General features: G+C 46.0%; 25 protein-coding genes. All 25 read left to right on the forward strand.

Going from position 1 to position 12979, the window contains the following annotated elements; genetic code table 11:
* Positions 1-87: 87 nt before the first annotated feature.
* Positions 88-864 carry a protoglobin domain-containing protein gene (locus tag MKX70_RS08965; RefSeq protein ID WP_340839925.1) on the forward strand — a complete coding sequence of 259 codons (777 nt, stop codon included), beginning with the start codon at positions 88-90 and terminating at the stop codon, positions 862-864.
* A gap of 257 nt (positions 865-1121) precedes the next feature.
* Positions 1122-1262, forward strand: coding sequence for a hypothetical protein (locus MKX70_RS08970; RefSeq protein WP_156123403.1), 141 nt, complete (start codon positions 1122-1124; stop codon positions 1260-1262).
* Between the two features lie 285 nt (positions 1263-1547).
* Entirely contained in the window at positions 1548-1856 is a 309-nt protein-coding gene (gene rpsJ, locus MKX70_RS08975) for a 30S ribosomal protein S10 (RefSeq protein WP_017692074.1), read from the forward strand.
* 42 nt (positions 1857-1898) lie between these two features.
* Positions 1899-2522: a 50S ribosomal protein L3 gene (gene rplC, locus MKX70_RS08980; RefSeq protein ID WP_036692386.1), complete on the forward strand. Its 624-nt coding sequence runs from the start codon at positions 1899-1901 to the stop codon at positions 2520-2522.
* Positions 2523-2547: 25 nt separating this feature from the next.
* A complete protein-coding gene (gene rplD, locus MKX70_RS08985; RefSeq protein WP_042239980.1) occupies positions 2548-3171 on the forward strand; it encodes a 50S ribosomal protein L4 in 624 nt (207 codons plus the stop codon).
* Positions 3171-3464, forward strand: coding sequence for a 50S ribosomal protein L23 (rplW, locus tag MKX70_RS08990; RefSeq protein WP_039298634.1), 294 nt, complete (start codon positions 3171-3173; stop codon positions 3462-3464). The genes rplD and rplW overlap by 1 nt, the downstream gene beginning before the upstream one ends.
* Before the next feature lie 27 nt (positions 3465-3491).
* A complete protein-coding gene (rplB, locus tag MKX70_RS08995) occupies positions 3492-4322 on the forward strand; it encodes a 50S ribosomal protein L2 (protein ID WP_039298637.1) in 831 nt (276 codons plus the stop codon).
* A 76-nt stretch (positions 4323-4398) separates the two neighbouring features.
* Positions 4399-4677, forward strand: a complete 279-nt coding sequence (rpsS, locus tag MKX70_RS09000) for a 30S ribosomal protein S19 (RefSeq protein ID WP_039298640.1) — start codon at positions 4399-4401, stop codon at positions 4675-4677.
* 31 nt (positions 4678-4708) lie between these two features.
* Positions 4709-5041 (forward strand): 50S ribosomal protein L22, encoded by a 333-nt coding sequence (rplV, locus tag MKX70_RS09005; RefSeq protein WP_036680546.1) that lies wholly within the window; start codon positions 4709-4711, stop codon positions 5039-5041.
* 13 nt (positions 5042-5054) lie between these two features.
* Positions 5055-5720: a 30S ribosomal protein S3 gene (gene rpsC, locus MKX70_RS09010; RefSeq protein WP_039298645.1), complete on the forward strand. Its 666-nt coding sequence runs from the start codon at positions 5055-5057 to the stop codon at positions 5718-5720.
* Between the two features lie 2 nt (positions 5721-5722).
* Complete coding sequence (rplP, locus tag MKX70_RS09015) at positions 5723-6157, forward strand: 50S ribosomal protein L16 (protein WP_039298647.1); 435 nt, start codon at positions 5723-5725, stop codon at positions 6155-6157.
* On the forward strand, positions 6147-6344 hold the full coding sequence (gene rpmC, locus MKX70_RS09020) for a 50S ribosomal protein L29 (protein ID WP_019908232.1): 198 nt from the start codon (positions 6147-6149) through the stop codon (positions 6342-6344). Before rplP ends, rpmC begins: the two co-directional genes overlap by 11 nt.
* A 43-nt stretch (positions 6345-6387) precedes the next feature.
* Positions 6388-6654, forward strand: coding sequence for a 30S ribosomal protein S17 (gene rpsQ / locus MKX70_RS09025; protein ID WP_039298654.1), 267 nt, complete (start codon positions 6388-6390; stop codon positions 6652-6654).
* A gap of 38 nt (positions 6655-6692) precedes the next feature.
* Positions 6693-7061: a 50S ribosomal protein L14 gene (gene rplN, locus MKX70_RS09030; RefSeq protein ID WP_019908234.1), complete on the forward strand. Its 369-nt coding sequence runs from the start codon at positions 6693-6695 to the stop codon at positions 7059-7061.
* A gap of 56 nt (positions 7062-7117) precedes the next feature.
* Positions 7118-7471 (forward strand): 50S ribosomal protein L24, encoded by a 354-nt coding sequence (rplX, locus tag MKX70_RS09035; RefSeq protein WP_019908235.1) that lies wholly within the window; start codon positions 7118-7120, stop codon positions 7469-7471.
* 30 nt (positions 7472-7501) lie between these two features.
* Positions 7502-8044: a 50S ribosomal protein L5 gene (gene rplE / locus MKX70_RS09040; RefSeq protein ID WP_039298657.1), complete on the forward strand. Its 543-nt coding sequence runs from the start codon at positions 7502-7504 to the stop codon at positions 8042-8044.
* Between the two features lie 44 nt (positions 8045-8088).
* The gene (locus MKX70_RS09045; RefSeq protein WP_036589425.1) at positions 8089-8274 is read left to right on the forward strand and encodes a type Z 30S ribosomal protein S14; all 186 of its coding nucleotides are present in this window, start codon (positions 8089-8091) and stop codon (positions 8272-8274) included.
* A gap of 32 nt (positions 8275-8306) precedes the next feature.
* The gene (gene rpsH, locus MKX70_RS09050) at positions 8307-8705 is read left to right on the forward strand and encodes a 30S ribosomal protein S8 (protein WP_019908239.1); all 399 of its coding nucleotides are present in this window, start codon (positions 8307-8309) and stop codon (positions 8703-8705) included.
* 30 nt (positions 8706-8735) lie between these two features.
* The gene (gene rplF, locus MKX70_RS09055) at positions 8736-9278 is read left to right on the forward strand and encodes a 50S ribosomal protein L6 (RefSeq protein ID WP_036692405.1); all 543 of its coding nucleotides are present in this window, start codon (positions 8736-8738) and stop codon (positions 9276-9278) included.
* Positions 9279-9362: 84 nt separating this feature from the next.
* Positions 9363-9731, forward strand: a complete 369-nt coding sequence (gene rplR / locus MKX70_RS09060; RefSeq protein ID WP_042140134.1) for a 50S ribosomal protein L18 — start codon at positions 9363-9365, stop codon at positions 9729-9731.
* A 27-nt stretch (positions 9732-9758) separates the two neighbouring features.
* Positions 9759-10256, forward strand: coding sequence for a 30S ribosomal protein S5 (gene rpsE, locus MKX70_RS09065; RefSeq protein ID WP_036652980.1), 498 nt, complete (start codon positions 9759-9761; stop codon positions 10254-10256).
* Positions 10257-10270: 14 nt separating this feature from the next.
* Positions 10271-10456, forward strand: a complete 186-nt coding sequence (rpmD, locus tag MKX70_RS09070) for a 50S ribosomal protein L30 (protein ID WP_019908243.1) — start codon at positions 10271-10273, stop codon at positions 10454-10456.
* Positions 10457-10496: 40 nt separating this feature from the next.
* Positions 10497-10937: a 50S ribosomal protein L15 gene (gene rplO, locus MKX70_RS09075; RefSeq protein WP_039298666.1), complete on the forward strand. Its 441-nt coding sequence runs from the start codon at positions 10497-10499 to the stop codon at positions 10935-10937.
* On the forward strand, positions 10937-12235 hold the full coding sequence (secY, locus tag MKX70_RS09080) for a preprotein translocase subunit SecY (protein WP_039298668.1): 1299 nt from the start codon (positions 10937-10939) through the stop codon (positions 12233-12235). Before rplO ends, secY begins: the two co-directional genes overlap by 1 nt.
* 98 nt (positions 12236-12333) lie before the next feature.
* Entirely contained in the window at positions 12334-12978 is a 645-nt protein-coding gene (locus MKX70_RS09085; RefSeq protein ID WP_042140132.1) for an adenylate kinase, read from the forward strand.
* Position 12979 lies beyond the last annotated feature (1 nt).

Genomic DNA, 12979 nt, shown 5'->3' on the forward strand with positions numbered 1-12979 from the left:
ACTACTAATCTGGGGAAATGTCCTTTTTCATTTATGCATGGTCTGACTTCAAAGAATACCAATGAGGAATCTCCCGCCGCTCCATCAATGGACATCAAAAGCTTTGCACCCGCTACCACAGAGATGTTTCATACCCCTGACGGGCATGATGATTTGAACAAGCAAATGCGAATGATCGATTTAACTGAGGAAGATTTAAGACTCCTGCGCCTGATGAAACCTGTTGTAGAACAGAGAATCGACGATATCACAAATCAATTCTATAATACGGTTCTTGGAGTCAACAAACTGGAAGCAATTATTCTGGAACACAGCAGTATTGATCGCCTTAAAAAGACTTTGCGTGAGCATATCATCGAGATTTTTGATGGTAATGTTAACGAGGAGTACATAGCCAAGCGGCTAAAAATTGCAAATATTCATAAGAGGATTGGCCTGGAGCCTAAATGGTATCTCTCCGCTTTTCAGAATCTGCAGAATGTGTTCATTACGGCTATTTATAATGAGACACATACAGATGCCGAGAGGATCAAACTGGTCCAGACCGTAACCAAATCGCTTAATCTGGAACAGCAACTGGTCCTTGAGGAATATGAGAAGGAGAACATTAGGGAAAAGGAAGAACAGTATCTGCTGGTTAAGAACGAATTGAAACATAAGATAGCTGAATTCAGCGGAGAGCTGATTGATCTTAGCATAGATACCAACGCCGCTGTGGAGCAGCTGGTGACGAGCAGCAATGAAGTCGACAATACATTCCAGCGAACTGCCGCCTCCGCTCTGGAGTCACAGGGGAAGGCCAGGGAGGGACATGGACAGCTGAACAACCTTACAGGTCAGATTAATCTTATATATGCGAAATGAGATGGAGCGGTCAGTAAATGAACTGAGCAGTTCGTCACAGAAAATCCGTAAAATTGTGGCGGCTGTTCAGGATATTGCTGACCAGACTCGCCGAAGATACCAAGAACACGGTGGTCTGGATCGGTGAACTGACCCTTCAGTCCAGCTCTCTTACGTCGTAGGTTGTTGGGGAGATCCGCAAAGTTCAGGAGCTGTCGAAGAGCGGTAAACACCAGTCCCTCGAGACTAGCAGGCTCTTCAGTGATATTGTAGACTCCATGCAGACGAGTACACAGAGAATTGTTACGGTAGAGGAAGAGATCAAGGTGCTCATTCAGACCATTGAAGGTATTGGTTCTGCAACTGCGCAGACAGCAGCTTCGGCAGGACAATTCAAATCTGCGACGGATAATTTATAGACGGAGCTATTTATATAGAAGAAAAACGTTATATTGCAGCTCGTAGTGTGCATTTCTGAACAAGAAAGGCACCTTTTCTATTCTTTTCGGAAAAAGTTGATTTGTTTTTGCAAATCCCCTTGCAATATAGCCGCCTATTATATATAATAATAAATGTTGTTCTGAGACGTTGCGATGATGTGAGAGGTTACTGACACACCCGGCCCCTTTGCCATGAGGTCGACGTCAGAAAATTTTCACGGAGTATGTCCGATAATAAATTGGGCGATAGAAGGAGGGACTAAAATGGCAAAGCAAAAAATTCGTATTCGCTTGAAAGCATACGACCACAGAATTCTTGATCAATCCGCAGAGAAAATCGTTGAAACAGCAAAACGTTCGGGTGCTGGTGTATCCGGGCCGATCCCGCTGCCAACTGAGAAGCAAATCATTACTATTCTCCGTGCGGTACACAAGTACAAGGATTCCCGTGAACAGTTTGAGCAACGGACTCACAAACGTTTGATCGATATTGTGAACCCAACACCACAAACTGTGGATGCCTTGATGCGCTTGGATCTACCGTCCGGTGTAGATATCGAAATCAAATTGTAATTTCATTATTAAGCAACTAGGAAAAGAAAAGAGGTGTCAACATTGAAAGGTATCTTAGGAAAAAAACTCGGTATGACTCAAGTGTTTACTCCAGAAGGTAACGTAATCGCGGTTTCTGTTATCGAAGCTGGCCCTTGTGTGGTACTGCAAAAGAAAGACCTGAATATCGACGGATATGAAGCAGTGCAGTTGGGCTTTTCCGATAAAAAGGAAAGTCGCTCCAACAAGCCTGAACAAGGTCACGCCAAAAAGGCAAACGCAACACCTAAGCGCTACGTTCGCGAAATTCGCGGTGTTGACCTCGGGTCACTCGAGGTTGGACAAGAGCTTAAGGCTGACATCTTCGCAGAAGGCGAATTTGTTGACGTAACAGGTACTTCGAAGGGTAAAGGCTTCCAGGGTAACATCAAACGCTGGGGACAAAGCCGCGGACCAATGGCACACGGATCGCGCTACCACAGAAGACCAGGCTCCATGGGTTCCATTCAAGCTAACCGTGTTCCTAAGGGCAAACGCCTGCCAGGACATATGGGTCACACGACTATAACGGTTCAAAAGCTTGAAATCATCCGAGTTGACGTAGAACGTAATGTATTGCTGGTTAAAGGCGCGATTCCGGGCCCTAAAAACAGCTTCGTGAAAGTTAAACAAACCGTTAAGAAATAATCTCTGAAGAAAGGAGGAACATGAAATGCCAAAAGTAACACTTTATAATATTAGTGGTAACGAAGTTGGCGAAGTTGAACTGAGTGATTCAGTTTTCGGTATTGAACCGAACGTACATGTGCTGCATGAAGCTGCACTTATGCAGAGAGCTTCCCTTCGTCGTGGTACACACAAAGTAAAAGGACGTTCTGAAGTGCGTGGCGGCGGACGTAAGCCTTGGAAACAAAAAGGTACAGGTCGTGCTCGTCAAGGCTCCATTCGTTCACCGCAATGGAAAGGCGGCGGCGTAGTCTTCGGACCAACACCACGTAGCTATTCCTGGAAACTGCCTAAGAAGGTTCGCCGGTTGGCCATCAAATCCGCGTTGTCCTCGAAAGTACTTGAGAATGACATCATCGTTTTGGATAGCTTGACTATGAGTGCTCCGAAGACGAAAGAATTCGCAGCTATTCTGAACAACCTGAAGGTTGGTACAAAAGCATTGATCGTAGCTCCTAGCTATGATGACAATGTAGCACTTTCCGCTCGTAACATCCCTGGGGTGAAATTCGTAGCGGCTGACGGCATCAATGTTCTTGACGTACTGACGTACGACAAACTGATTATCACTAAAGAAGCAGTTCTGAAGGTAGAGGAGGTGTTCGCGTAATGAAAGATCCGCGTGATATTATCAAGCGTCCGGTGATTACGGAACGCACATCCGAATACATGAGCGAATTGAAATACGCTTTTGAAGTGGATATCCGTTCTAACAAGACCGAAATCAAAAAAGCTGTTGAAGCTATTTTTAAAGTTAAAGTTGTTAGTGTGAACACAATGCGCGTACCTGGCAAACTGAAACGTTACGGCAAATATTCCGGTTACACTCCGGAGTGGAAAAAAGCCATCGTTAAGCTTAGCCCGGACAGCAAGCCGCTCGAATTCTTTGAAGCGGTAGAATAATACTCTTAAAGTAAGGAGGAAACTATAGTGCCAATCAAAAAGTACAAACCGACCTCTCCGGCAAGACGCAACATGTCTGTGTCTACGTTTGAAGAAATCACAACAAACCAGCCAGAGAAATCGTTGCTTTCTCCGCTGTTCAAACATGCGGGACGCAACAACCAAGGTAAAATTACGGTTCGTCACCACGGCGGCGGACACAAACGTAAATACCGTATCATCGACTTCAAACGGACTAAAGACGGCATACCAGGTAGCGTTGCTACAATCGAGTATGACCCGAACCGTACTTCCAATATTGCTTTGATCCACTATGCTGATGGAGAGAAACGTTATATTATCGCTCCTAAAGGCCTTAAAGTTGGGGATAAAGTTGAGTCCGGCCCTGCTGCGGATATCAAAATTGGTAACAGCCTTCCGCTGATCAACATTCCGGTAGGTACAATTATCCACAACATCGAGTTGAAACCAGGTAAAGGCGGACAATTGGTTCGTGCTGCTGGTACTGAAGCTCAGTTGCTGGGTAAAGAAGAAAAATACGTATCCGTTCGTTTGAACTCCGGCGAAGTTCGCAGAATCCTCAGCGTATGCCGCGCAACCATCGGATCCGTAGGTAACGAAGATCATGAATTGATCAAGATTGGTAAAGCCGGACGCAGCCGCTGGCTAGGACGTCGTCCTGAAGTTCGCGGTGTTGTCATGAACCCTAACGATCACCCACACGGTGGTGGTGAAGGCCGTGCTCCAATCGGACGTAAATCGCCAATGTCACCTTGGGGCAAACCAACCCTTGGCTACAAAACGCGTAAGAAAAACAAAGCATCTGATAAATATATCGTTCGTCGCCGCACAAAATAAGACGCTTCAGGCAAGTTAGATTAGCGCGAAGCGTCGATTCGCGGTTTGAAGAACCGGATGAAGGGAGGATTCACACATGGGTCGCAGTTTAAAGAAGGGGCCGTTTATTGATGGCTACCTGCTGAAAAAAGTTGAGGATTTGAACGAGGCAGATAAGAAAGTTGTAGTTAAAACTTGGTCCCGTCGCTCAACCATTTTCCCTCAGTTTATCGGACATACGTTTGGTGTATATGACGGCCGCAAACACGTGCCTGTATACGTAACGGAAGATATGGTAGGTCACAAGTTGGGCGAGTTCGCGCCAACACGTACTTACAAAGGCCACGCGGGTGACGATAAGAAAACCAGAAGATAATTAACGTCTTCGTTTGAAAGGAGGGAAAACAATGGAAGCAAAAGCACATGCAAGATCGGTGCGGATTTCCGCTCGTAAAGCGAAACTGGTTGTTGACTTGATTCGCGGCAAGCAAGTGGGGGAAGCAATTGCAATTCTTCGCCACACTCCGAAATCCGCTTCTCCGGTTGTTGAGAAGCTACTGAACTCGGCGATTGCGAACGCTGAGCATAACTACTCTTTGGACGTGAACAGCTTGTTCGTAAGCGAAGTTTTCGTTAACCAGGGTCCAACTATGAAACGTTTCCGTCCGCGCGCCATGGGCCGCGCAAGCCGGATTAACAAACGTACCAGCCACATTACTTTGGTGGTATCTGAGAAATAAGGAGGGATAACACGTGGGTCAAAAGGTAAATCCAGTCGGACTCCGAGTCGGTATTATTCGCGATTGGGAATCTAAATGGTATGCAGGCAAAGATTTCGGTACTCTTTTAATGGAAGACGTCAAAATCCGGGAATACCTTAAAGGCAAGTTGAAGGATTCCGCTGTTTCCCGCATTGAAATCGAAAGAGCGGCAAGCCGCGTGAACGTTACAATTCACACTGCTAAACCTGGTATGGTAATTGGTAAAGGCGGAGCAGAAGTGGAAGTACTTCGCAGCGCAGTTACAACTATCGCCGGTGGCAAAAAAGTACACATTAACATCAATGAAATTAAACACCCTGAACTGGATGCAATTCTGGTTGCTGAAAGCATTGCACAACAATTGGAACGTCGCGTATCGTTCCGTCGTGCACTGAAACAAGCTATTCAGAGAACTATGCGTTCCGGCGCAAAGGGAATTAAAACTCAAGTAGGCGGACGTCTTGGCGGCGCTGAGATTGCCCGTTCAGAAGGTTATAGCGAAGGAACAGTTCCACTTCATACGCTTCGTGCTGATATCGATTACGGAACAGCTGAAGCACATACAACTTACGGCCTGATCGGCGTAAAAGTATGGATCTACCGTGGAGAAGTTCTTCCCCCAGCTAAGAAACAAGCTGCTCAGGAAGGAGGCAACTAATCATGTTGGTACCAAAGCGCGTTAAACACCGCAAGCAACAACGCGGTCACATGAAGGGTATGGCAAAAGGCGGTACAGAATTGAACTTCGGCGAATATGGTTTGCAGGCACTGGAACCATCGTGGATCACTAACCGTCAGATCGAAGCTGCCCGTATTGCAATGACACGTTACATCAAACGTGGCGGTCAGGTTTGGATCAAGATTTTCCCAGATAAGCCTATTACTCAGAAGCCTCTCGAGGTTCGTATGGGTAGTGGTAAAGGTAACGTTGAGAAGTGGGTAGCGGTAGTAAAACCGGGCAAGATTATGTTCGAACTCGGAGGCGTGTCGGAAGAAATCGCTCGTGAAGCGATGCGTCTTGCCGCTCACAAGCTGCCTGTAAAGACTAAGTTTGTGAAACGTGAAGAATTGGGTGGTGAAGCAAATGAAAGCTAATGAACTTCGCAACTTAACCACTGCCGAGATTGAACAAAAGATCGCTGGATTCAAAGAGGAACTTTTCAATCTCCGTTTTCAATTGGCAACTGGCCAACTGGATAACCCGACTCGGATTCGTGACGTGCGCAAGGAAATAGCTCGTGCTAAAACCGTTATCCATCAAAGAGTACTTGGGATCAGTTAAGTGACCGCGGATTCTTAATCCGTAATCAGGAAGGAGGCTAACTATGAGCGAAGAACGTAATGCACGTAAAGTGCTGACCGGTAAAGTAGTCAGTGATAAAATGGATAAAACCATCGTAATTGCTGTTGAAACCTATAAAAAGCACAATCTGTATCACAAACGCATCAAGTCCACGAAGAAATTCAAGGCACATGATGAAGAGAATGTAGCTAAAATTGGTGATGTCGTGAAAGTCATGGAAACTCGTCCATTGTCCAAAGACAAACGGTGGAGACTGGTTGAAGTGGTAGAAAAAGCGGTAATCATCTAATACAAAGCTGAACCCTTTCCGGAAGGAGGAAATTAATAATGATTCAACCATTTACACGTTTGCATGTGGCTGATAACTCTGGTGCGAAGGAACTGATGTGTATCCGCGTACTAGGTGGTACTGGACGCCGTACAGCAGCAATCGGCGATTTGATCGTTTGTTCCGTTAAACAAGCAACACCAGGCGGCGTTGTCAAAAAGGGTGATGTTGTTAAAGCGGTAGTTGTTCGTACGAAACGTTCTGTACGCCGTAAAGATGGATCTTACATCGCATTCGACGAAAACGCAGCTGTTGTTGTAAAAGACGACAGAAGCCCGCGCGGAACACGTATCTTCGGACCAGTTGCTCGCGAACTTCGCGACAAGGACTACATGAAGATCGTTTCCTTGGCACCGGAAGTAATCTAATAAATCGAGCCGGTCTCGGTTTTAATTGAAAAGGTCAGTTATAGGAGGTGTAATAAATGCCTAGAGTGAAAAAAGTTCTGGAATCCCATAACAATAAACTGCACGTGAAGAAAGATGATGTGGTACTTGTGATCAGCGGGAAAGACAAAGGTAAAAAAGGCCGTGTCATCGCTGCTTATCCTCGTGAAAACCGCGTTCTGGTAGAAGGCGTGAACATGGTGAAAAAACACCAGAAGCCGAACCAGTTGAATCCACAGGGTGGAATCATCGAGCAAGAAGCTTCGATTCATGTGTCCAACGTAATGCACATCGATCCGAAGAGCGGTAAAGTAACACGTATTGGCTACAAAGTGCTCGATAACGGTAAGAAGGTTCGGGTAGCAAAACGATCCGGAGAGATTATCGACTAATACAGTCCTAAAGAAAGGAGGTAAATCTTCATGGCAGCAAGAATGAAAGAACGTTTTCTGAATGAAATTACACCTGCTCTGATGCAGAAGTTTAACTATACTACTGTTATGCAAGTGCCTAAGATCGAGAAGATCGTCATCAACATGGGTGTGGGTGACGCTGTTCAAAACTCCAAAGTACTTGATGCTGCAGTTAATGACATGCAATTGATCACTGGTCAAAAGCCAGTTATCACTAAAGCAAAGAAATCCATCGCCGGTTTCAAACTGCGCGAAAATATGCCGATCGGGGTTAAAGTAACACTGCGCGGCGAGCGTATGTATTACTTCCTGGATAAATTGATCAACGTAACGCTTCCACGCGTACGTGACTTCCGTGGTATTTCCAACAAAGCCTTTGATGGCCGTGGTAACTACACACTGGGTCTTAAAGAGCAATTGATCTTCCCGGAAATCGAATATGACAAAGTGGATAAAGTCCGCGGTATGGACATCGTTATTGTAACGACTGCAAAGACGGACGAGGAATCCCGTGAGCTGCTGAATCAGCTGGGAATGCCTTTCACAAAATAAGAATCATCCATTTCTCCGAAAATGTTTAGGAGGTGTCAGTCTAAGTGGCAAAGACTTCAATGAAAGTTAAACAACAACGCGAGCCTAAGTTCAAAGTACGTGCATATACACGTTGCGAGCGTTGCGGTCGTCCACATTCGGTATTGCAAAAGTTCAAAATTTGCAGAATTTGTTTCCGTGAATTAGCTTATAAAGGCCAGATTCCTGGCGTGAAAAAAGCAAGTTGGTAAGAAGTTTATAAACGGGAAGGAGGTTTACACACATGACTATGTCTGATCCTATTGCAGATATGCTTACTCGTATTCGTAACGCCAACACTGTGCGTCACGAGACAGTAGAAATGCCTGCTTCTACTATGAAGAAACAAATCGCGGACATCTTGAAACGTGAAGGTTTCATCCGTGATGCTGAATTCGTTGAAGATAGCAAACAAGGGATTATCCGTATTTTCTTGAAATACGGCCCGAACCAGGAGCGCGTTATCTCTGGTCTGAAAAGAATCAGTAAACCAGGTCTTCGCGTTTACACGAAGAGCAATGAAGTGCCTCGTGTACTCGGTGGTCTGGGAATCGCGATTATCTCCACATCTAAGGGAGTTATGACCGACAAAGAAGCTCGTCAATCAAAATCCGGCGGAGAAGTTGTCTGCTACATTTGGTAATAAACGTCACAAGATAAGGAGGTGCAACACATGTCTCGTATTGGTCGCAAACCAATCGCAGTACCTAGCGGTGTAGATGTCACTTTGGACAACACCGTTATTACAGTAAAAGGTCCTAAAGGCACTTTGACTCGTGAGCTTCATAAAGACATGAAGATTACAGTTGAAAATAACGAAATCACTGTTGTTCGCCCGTCGGACAACAAATTGCATCGTTCACTTCACGGCACAACCCGCTCCGTTGTCAACAACATGGTGAGTGGTGTGACTGAAGGTTTCTCGAAATCTCTGGAGCTGGTTGGGGTCGGATATCGTGCAAGCAAATCCGGAGATAAAATCGTACTGAACGTTGGTTACTCCCACCCGGTTGAAATTACACCGGAAGCGGGCATTGAGTTCGATGTTCCTGCGAACACGAAGATCATCGTTAGAGGTATCGATAAAGAACGCGTAGGCGCTTATGCTGCCAAAATCCGTTCCGTACGTGAACCAGAACCGTACAAAGGTAAAGGTATCAAATATGAAGGCGAGCGTATCATCCGCAAGGAAGGTAAAGCTGGTAAGAAGAAATAACCAGCTCTACCTAAATTGTAAGATACCCCGTGCATCTTAAAGTGAAGCTGTTTACGGCAAACTGAAGGGAGTGAAAGGGAAGTCATGATTACAAAAGAGGATAAAAACAAGGCTCGTCTCAAAAGACACCTGCGTGTTCGTAAAAAGATCCAGGGTACTACTGAGCGTCCACGTTTGAACGTGTTCCGTTCTTCGAAACACATCTACGCTCAATTGATCGATGACGTGACAGGCGCTACTATCGTATCCGCCTCCACTCTGGATAAAGAATTGAGTGCTACAATCGGAAATGGCGGCAGCGTTGAAGCTGCAGGCAAAGTAGGTCAATTGATCGCTGAGCGCGCTAAAGAAAAAGGTTATGCAGTGGTTGTATTTGACCGCGGTGGATACTTGTACCATGGACGGATTCAGGCTTTGGCTAACGCAGCACGCGAAGCTGGTCTTGAATTCTAGAATATTTCTTAAAAGGAGGTTAACGACTTGCGTGTAGATCCGAACAGTTTAGAACTGACAGAAAGAGTTGTGCACATTAACCGTGTTGCAAAAGTTGTAAAAGGCGGACGCCGTTTCAGCTTTAGCGCACTTGTTGTTGTGGGCGACGGCAACGGCTATGTCGGTGCAGGTATCGGTAAAGCCGGCGAAGTTCCGGATGCCATCCGTAAAGGCATTGAAGACGCCAAGAAAAACCTGATCCACATTCCAATCGTAGGAACTTCGATTCCTCACTTGGTTACTGGGCATTTCGGCGCAGGACGCGTTCTGCTGAAACCAGCATCCGAAGGTACCGGCGTTATCGCTGGTGGTCCAGTTCGTGCGGTACTTGAATTGGCAGGCGTTGGCGACATCTTGACAAAATCTTTGGGTTCTTCGAATTCCATGAACATGGTCAATGCTACTTTAGAGGGACTTTCCCGTCTGAAACGCATTGAAGAGGTCGCGAAGCTTCGCGGCAAATCTGTCGAAGAATTACGCGGTTAAGGAGGGGAACGTCAATGGCAAAGTTGCAAATTACCCTCGTACGCAGTGTGATCGGACGTCCAGAAACACAACGTGTTACTGTTAAGACGCTCGGCCTGCGCAAAACCAACTCGTCCGTGGTTCACAATGATACTCCTGCAATTCGCGGGATGATCAACAAAGTGAGTCACTTGCTATCCGTTACTGAAATTGAAGGCTAATTGCCTCGCATAAATTAACAAACATAAGGAGGTGCAAACGATGAAGTTACATGAACTTGCTCCAGCTCCTGGTTCACGCAAAGAACGCAACCGCGTTGGTCGTGGTCCAAGTAGCGGGAACGGTAAAACTTCGGGCCGCGGTCACAAAGGTCAAAACTCCCGTTCCGGCGGTGGTGTGCGTCCAGGCTTCGAGGGTGGACAAAATCCACTCTATCGTCGTCTGCCTAAACGTGGTTTCATCAATCCTACCCGTAAAGAGTACGCGATTGTGAACCTGGAAGATCTGAATAGCTTTGCTGAAGGAACAGAAGTGACTCCACAACTGTTGCTTGAAACTGGTGTTGTCAGCAACACTAAGAGCGGCATTAAGATTCTCGGCAATGGCGAACTGGCTGTTAAATTGACTGTACAAGCAAATAAGTTCTCTCAATCTGCGGTAGAGAAAATCGAAGCTGCCGGCGGTAAAACCGAGGTGATCTAATGTTCAAGACGCTTAAGAATATATGGCATGTTGAAGATTTGCGCAAAAAGATCCTGTTTACCCTGTTCGTTCTGATCATTTACCGCATCGGTTCGTTTGTACCGGTTCCCGGTGTGAACAAAGAAGTACTGGAATCAACAAATCAGGGCGGAGACGCTTTGATGGGTCTTTTGAACACCTTCTCGGGCGGAGCGCTCAAAAACTTCTCGATTTTTGCGATCAGTATTTACCCGTACATTACAGCATCCATCATAGTGCAATTGCTCTCGATGGATGTTATCCCTAAGTTTGCCGAATGGGCTAAGCAAGGGGAGCACGGGAAAAAACAACTGGCGCAAATTACGCGTTACGGCACGGTAGTGCTAGGTTTGATTCAAGCGTTTGCCACATCTATCGGGTTTAACCGGATTTATGGCACTGAGATGATTCCAAATGCAACCTTTGCGGATTACCTGCTCATTGCGATCATACTGACGGCGGGTACATCGTTCCTGATGTGGTTAGGTGAGCAGATCACTGAAAAGGGTATAGGAAACGGGATTTCCATCCTAATTTTTGCGGGAATCGTCGCCGCCTTTCCGGGATATATCACAACTACGGCTCAATCAAGCTTTATTCAGCCGGATCAGATGTTCCTGAATATTCTTAAAGTCGTTATTGTACTGATTGTGGTTGTTGCGATTATTGTCGGGGTTATCTTTGTTCAACAAGGTATCCGTAAGATTCCTGTACAATATGCCAAACGCGTAGTCGGTAACAAAATGTACGGTGGACAGAATACGCACATTCCGCTTAAAATTAATGCGGCTGGTGTAATTCCGGTTATCTTCGCCGTTTCACTGCTTCAATTCCCGATCGTTATCGCAAGTATCTGGCCACATCTCGCTTGGGCCAAATGGGTTTCTCAAAATCTGGATCATACGAAGCCGCTCGGCATGGTTCTTTATGTAATCATGATCATTGGATTTACGTTCTTCTATACGTTTGTCCAGATGAATCCGCAGCAAATGGCTGATAATATGAAAAAGAATGGCGGATACATTCCGGGGATTCGTCCAGGCAAGGCTACAGAGAAATATTTGACTAGAGTAATGTCGCGTCTGACTATGTCCGGTGCGTTGTTCCTATCCCTCATTTCTGTGCTGCCAGTATTGTTTGGTTCACTGTCCGGTCTGCCGAAGCAAGTACAGATCGGCGGTACTGCTCTCTTGATCGTAATCGGTGTGGCATTGGATACTATGAAGCAGATCGAGAGCCAATTGATCAAACGCCATTACAAAGGCTTCATCAATAAATAGGCGATAGGTTCCGGTGAAGTACCTAGGGTTTTAAACTTCCCGGTACCTATTGTGCTGTTTCTTGCTTGGTGGCGAACTTTTGGGGGGAGAAGAGAATCGTGAACATTTTATTCATGGGCCCTCCTGGGGCAGGCAAGGGAACACAAGCCGCTGTAGTAGTGAAGGAACTTGGTATTCCGCATATTTCGACTGGAGATGCTTTCCGCTTGGCGATCAAGCAGGGAACTCCAATCGGGCTGAAAGCTAAATCTTACACGGAGCAAGGCTTGCTTGTACCTGATGATGTGACTATTGGAATCGTTGAAGAACGGCTGCAGCAGTCCGATTGCGAAAAAGGTTTTTTATTGGATGGCTTTCCAAGAACCCTTTCGCAAGCGGAAGCGCTGGGAGAAATCCTTAGCCGCCTCGGCACTTCATTAGATCACGTAATCAACTTGAATGTGGACCGCGGACTGCTCATGGCGCGCCTTACAGGACGCCGGATCTGCAGTACTTGCGGAACATCCTACCATTTAATTTTCAACCCGCCGAAGCAAGATGGCATCTGCGACATTGATGGCGGTGAATTGTATCAGCGTCCGGATGACAACGAAGAGAGTGTAGGCAAGCGTCTGGATGAGTATGATAACAAAACAGCGCCGCTGCTTGCATTTTATGACGATAAAGGTCTTTTGCGTCAGGTAAACGGAGAAAACGAAATCAATGTCGTTTCTTCCGAAATCGTGTCTTTATTGCGGGGTTAAT

Origin of the sequence: Paenibacillus sp. FSL R7-0312, assembly GCF_038004445.1 — a bacterium.
Taxonomy (GTDB): domain Bacteria; phylum Bacillota; class Bacilli; order Paenibacillales; family Paenibacillaceae; genus Paenibacillus_AQ.

Excerpts from the sequence above, each read along its gene's own strand:
- MKX70_RS08965 (WP_340839925.1), top strand. The coding sequence starts at position 88 with ATGGACATCAAAAGCTTTGCACCCGCTACCACAGAGATGTTTCATACC.
- MKX70_RS08970 (WP_156123403.1), top strand. The coding sequence starts at position 1,122 with ATGCAGACGAGTACACAGAGAATTGTTACGGTAGAGGAAGAGATCAAG.
- rpsJ (WP_017692074.1), top strand. The coding sequence starts at position 1,548 with ATGGCAAAGCAAAAAATTCGTATTCGCTTGAAAGCATACGACCACAGA.
- rplD (WP_042239980.1), top strand. The coding sequence starts at position 2,548 with ATGCCAAAAGTAACACTTTATAATATTAGTGGTAACGAAGTTGGCGAA.
- rplW (WP_039298634.1), top strand. The coding sequence starts at position 3,171 with ATGAAAGATCCGCGTGATATTATCAAGCGTCCGGTGATTACGGAACGC.
- rpsS (WP_039298640.1), top strand. The coding sequence starts at position 4,399 with ATGGGTCGCAGTTTAAAGAAGGGGCCGTTTATTGATGGCTACCTGCTG.
- rplV (WP_036680546.1), top strand. The coding sequence starts at position 4,709 with ATGGAAGCAAAAGCACATGCAAGATCGGTGCGGATTTCCGCTCGTAAA.
- rplP (WP_039298647.1), top strand. The coding sequence starts at position 5,723 with ATGTTGGTACCAAAGCGCGTTAAACACCGCAAGCAACAACGCGGTCAC.
- rpmC (WP_019908232.1), top strand. The coding sequence starts at position 6,147 with ATGAAAGCTAATGAACTTCGCAACTTAACCACTGCCGAGATTGAACAA.
- rpsQ (WP_039298654.1), top strand. The coding sequence starts at position 6,388 with ATGAGCGAAGAACGTAATGCACGTAAAGTGCTGACCGGTAAAGTAGTC.
- rplN (WP_019908234.1), top strand. The coding sequence starts at position 6,693 with ATGATTCAACCATTTACACGTTTGCATGTGGCTGATAACTCTGGTGCG.
- rplX (WP_019908235.1), top strand. The coding sequence starts at position 7,118 with ATGCCTAGAGTGAAAAAAGTTCTGGAATCCCATAACAATAAACTGCAC.
- rplE (WP_039298657.1), top strand. The coding sequence starts at position 7,502 with ATGGCAGCAAGAATGAAAGAACGTTTTCTGAATGAAATTACACCTGCT.
- rpsH (WP_019908239.1), top strand. The coding sequence starts at position 8,307 with ATGACTATGTCTGATCCTATTGCAGATATGCTTACTCGTATTCGTAAC.
- rplF (WP_036692405.1), top strand. The coding sequence starts at position 8,736 with ATGTCTCGTATTGGTCGCAAACCAATCGCAGTACCTAGCGGTGTAGAT.
- rplR (WP_042140134.1), top strand. The coding sequence starts at position 9,363 with ATGATTACAAAAGAGGATAAAAACAAGGCTCGTCTCAAAAGACACCTG.
- rpmD (WP_019908243.1), top strand. The coding sequence starts at position 10,271 with ATGGCAAAGTTGCAAATTACCCTCGTACGCAGTGTGATCGGACGTCCA.
- rplO (WP_039298666.1), top strand. The coding sequence starts at position 10,497 with ATGAAGTTACATGAACTTGCTCCAGCTCCTGGTTCACGCAAAGAACGC.
- secY (WP_039298668.1), top strand. The coding sequence starts at position 10,937 with ATGTTCAAGACGCTTAAGAATATATGGCATGTTGAAGATTTGCGCAAA.